Annotated in this window: 3 protein-coding genes; all 3 read right to left on the bottom strand. The window is 52.5% G+C overall.

All coding sequences use genetic code 11. From position 1 onward, the window contains the following. Positions 1–265 precede the first annotated feature (265 nt). Positions 266–1,633 (bottom strand): 23S rRNA (uracil(1939)-C(5))-methyltransferase RlmD, encoded by a 1,368-nt coding sequence (gene rlmD, locus HMPREF9453_RS10815; RefSeq protein WP_008860606.1) that lies wholly within the window; start codon positions 1,631–1,633, stop codon positions 266–268. A 444-nt stretch (positions 1,634–2,077) separates the two neighbouring features. Beyond that, positions 2,078–2,479 (bottom strand): HI0074 family nucleotidyltransferase substrate-binding subunit, encoded by a 402-nt coding sequence (locus HMPREF9453_RS10810; protein WP_008860605.1) that lies wholly within the window; start codon positions 2,477–2,479, stop codon positions 2,078–2,080. After that, positions 2,463–2,756, bottom strand: coding sequence for a nucleotidyltransferase family protein (locus HMPREF9453_RS10805; RefSeq protein ID WP_008860604.1), 294 nt, complete (start codon positions 2,754–2,756; stop codon positions 2,463–2,465). Before HMPREF9453_RS10805 ends, HMPREF9453_RS10810 begins: the two co-directional genes overlap by 17 nt. Between the last annotated feature and the right edge of the window lie 77 nt (positions 2,757–2,833).

Genomic DNA, 2,833 nt, shown 5'->3' with positions numbered 1-2,833 from the left:
TTCTTCGAGCCAATGAGTTAGCTTCCTTTCAGACTCAATAGAATCATCAGATTCCTTGATGATAGAAATAACTGCTCCTATTGCATTTTCACTCCAAATTTCTCCAGTTTTTGTTATAATATCCATGAGGAAAGACCTTTCTTTGTTTTATTCTTTGCCACGGAAATTATAACATTTCCACTCAAGGGGAGGCTTTCCTCTTTTATTGTTTCTGGAAAAATTCCCCTACCGAGTAAAATTTTACACTAAGGGGAAGCAGCGCCGCTCATTTCTCCAGCAGGGCCACCGTTTCCACGTGCATGGTCTGGGGGAACATGTCTACCGGCTGGACTTTTTTGAGGGTATAGCCAAGGCCAGCGAGAACTTTTGCATCTCTAGCGAAGGTGGCGGGGTTGCAGGAAACGTAGACTATGCGTTTCGGTTCCATGGCGGCCGCCGCTTTCAGCACATCTTCGCTGCAGCCGGCACGGACGGGGTCCATGACAATGACGTCGGGGCGCAGGCCTTCTTTATAGAGTTTCGGCATGAGCTTTCCTGCGTCGGCGGCATGGAATTCCACGTTTTCCACATGGTTGAAATCGGCATTTCTTCCGGCGTCTTCAATGGCCGCTTCCACGATTTCAATGCCGATGACTTTCTTTGCCTTTTTCGCCAGACAGAGGGAAATGGTGCCGGTACCGCAGTAGGCGTCTATGACCGTTTCGCTGCCGGTCAGATCAGCGTATTCCAGGGCTTTGGCGTACAGTTTCTCCGCCTGGTCTTTATGAACCTGGAAGAAGGAGAAAGGCGACACCTCAAAGGAAAGGCCTGCCAGGGTGGCCGTGAGGGTTTTCCGGCCCCAGAGGTGGTGAAGGGTCTGTCCCAGAATCACATTGCCCGGGCTTTTCTGTACGTTGTGGTAGATGGAAACCACTTCCGGCAGGAGCTGTCGCATTTCTTTCACCCAGAGTTCTGCAAAGGGAAGGGTCGGCGTGGCGGTGACGATGACCACCATCACTTCTCCCTTGTCCCCGGTTCTTGCCATGATATGACGCACAGAGCCTTTGCGGGATTTCTCATTGTACCCCTGGACATGGTGCCTTGCCATGAAGCCCTGGGCAAAGCGGAGGACCCGGTTGTTTTCTTCTTCCTGGATGAGACAGCCGTCAATGGGCACCACCTGATGGCTGCCCTGGCGATAGTAGCCAATCACCGGACCGCCGGTAACCTGGGATACGGGCACGGCCATTTTGTTCCGGTAGTTCCAGGGATGGTCCGCAGGAAGAATGGGAAGCACCAGGTCTTCCGAAAATCCGCCCAGACGGCTCACCACGTCTTTCACCCGCTTTTCTTTCAGCGCCAGCTGGCCTTCATAGGTGAGATGGGAAATCTGGCAGCCGCCGCAGGCAAGGTAGGCAGGGCATTCCGGCTTTGTGCGGAAGGGAGAGGGGCTGTCTACGGAAATCAGCCTTCCCTGGGCATAGGATTTCTTGGCTGACACGATACGGGCCGTCACCGTCTCTCCCGGCAGGGCGCCGGGCACAAAGACGGTGAAATCTTCGACGGAACCGATGCCTTCCCCATGAATACCCAGGTCGCGTATGGAAAGGGTGTAGGTTTCGTTCATTTTTACAGGAATATTTCTTTTGGTCATAGGAGACTCCTTATTTATGGGGCCCTGCGGCCCGGGGTTCAGAGGATGCGCCCAGAGGGCGCAAAGGGGCGCGGCTCCGCCGCGGGTTGTGTAGAAGGGTTGTAGAAAAAGGTTGTGGAAAAAGGTTCTTAAGATGGACCGGCCCTATGGGCCGGAGGGTTCGTAAGTTTGACGGCCCTTCGGGCCGAGGGTTGTGGTATCGCCCTTACGGGCGATGAACATAAAGTCAGCGTTACGGGATTTACTTTCAGTGCCATATGGCATGATAAGCATTCTGGTGATTAGCCGTTACGCGGCTCCCCCTTATCCGGCTGCGCCGGACTTTCCCCATCCGGGGGACAGAATAAAACCCCGCGAGACAGTCTTCTCATAAATCCCCCGCTCGAGATGACGGTGGCAGCGGGCAACCCTATCGTCATGTTAAAAAAGGGGCGCGGCAGCTCTTTAATCCTCCGCTTCTTTCAGTTTTTTCTCTAGGGTCTTTGCCAGTCTGGCGAAGGCGGGAATGAAGCTGTCTTTAATGAGAAGAATCAGTTCGTCTATTTCATTTTCATCATATATATGAACGGACTGATTTCTTTTCCTCAGCATGAGGAGCCATACGGGCTGATCGTCCACGAATCCTACTTTATATCCCAGCTGGAGAATTTCTCTGGGAGAACCTGTTTCTGCTTCCTGCACGCCATGAAGACGCAGAACCTGCTGCAGGGCTTTCCACGCCAGTTCGAAGGTAAGGTTGAACTGGCCGATAATGCCGGTGCGGTAGATTTCATCGTCCTCTGCCAGGGAGAAGTCCGCTTTTTCCAGTACCTTGAGGCAGCTTAGGAAGTTATCGAGTTTTTTCATAAATCACCACTCCGTCTCGGTCCAATTCTTTCTGCAATTCTTCGGAAATGCCATCATCAAGATTCACCACATCAAACATAAGGAGGGAATGCACATCATTTTTAATATCCCGGTAGAAGCTGTCGAAATCTCCCCCGCTGACGGCAATGTCTATGTCGCTCCGTTCTGTATGGGTGCCTCTGGCCCGGGATCCGAAAAGGATAATCCTTTGAATGTGGTTTTTTGCGGCAAATCCTGAAATATCACGGAGCACTCTGGCAGGAAGATGGATGGGCATAATGGGCTCCTTTCTTTGGACGCGCCTGCGGCGCTGAGGATTCATAGGGTTCGGAAGGGAAGGTTCTTAGGATTGAC

It is taken from the genome of Dialister succinatiphilus YIT 11850, from assembly GCF_000242435.1.
Classification (GTDB): domain Bacteria; phylum Bacillota; class Negativicutes; order Veillonellales; family Dialisteraceae; genus Dialister; species Dialister succinatiphilus.
This window is presented reverse-complemented; position numbering and strand designations above follow the sequence as displayed.